The 652-nt window shown below is 44.0% G+C and carries 1 protein-coding gene; it reads right to left on the bottom strand.

Features of this window, described 5'->3' with window-relative positions; genetic code table 11:
* Positions 1-95: 95 nt before the first annotated feature.
* Positions 96-497 carry a hypothetical protein gene (locus tag R7R78_RS27070; RefSeq protein WP_005453959.1) on the bottom strand — a complete coding sequence of 134 codons (402 nt, stop codon included), beginning with the start codon at positions 495-497 and terminating at the stop codon, positions 96-98.
* Positions 498-652: the final 155 nt, after the last annotated feature.

Raw genomic sequence — 652 nt, 5'->3', positions numbered from 1 at the left:
GCATTAAACGTGCGATGAACAAACAGTAAGATTGAAATTCCGTCTTAATCAGAAACAAAATGCCGGCATCTATGCCGGCATTTTTTATTTGAGAGCTAGAAGCTGTATTTCACACCAACAGCCCCACCCAACTGTAAGTCAGGGCCTTTATAGAGATCGAGCTCAGGATGGATCTGCGCATAAACGTCCCACCCTTTCGATAGGTCCCAGTTCACGCCAAGTGGAACACGAATACCAAATTCGTCATCCCACTCATACCAGCCACCAACCCCGACATACCAAGTGATTGGCATATTCTGGTCAAACGCACCACGCTTCGCGATATAGTCGAACGCCATGCCATCGTTGCCAATGATACCTCGATACTTGTTGTCAACTTCCACAACCACGCTCAATTGCTGGTCTACTGCCATACCGACAGACAGATTAGCAGGCTCGTTAGCCGCCATTGCCGAGCTAGAAATAAGACCCACTGCTAAGATAATTTTATTCTTCATACACGTTATCAATTCTTAAAAAAACATCGTGCATAATTCAAACATGTTCAATATTTGTTATGTCATCAGCGAGTAAACGATTTGTACGAAAAAGCCGACAAAAGTAAAGATGAGTTTGAGATCACAAGGTTCAATAAGGTGAGCCTAGGCCGTAC

Source organism: Vibrio sp. 2134-1 (assembly GCF_033339495.1).
This window is presented reverse-complemented; position numbering and strand designations above follow the sequence as displayed.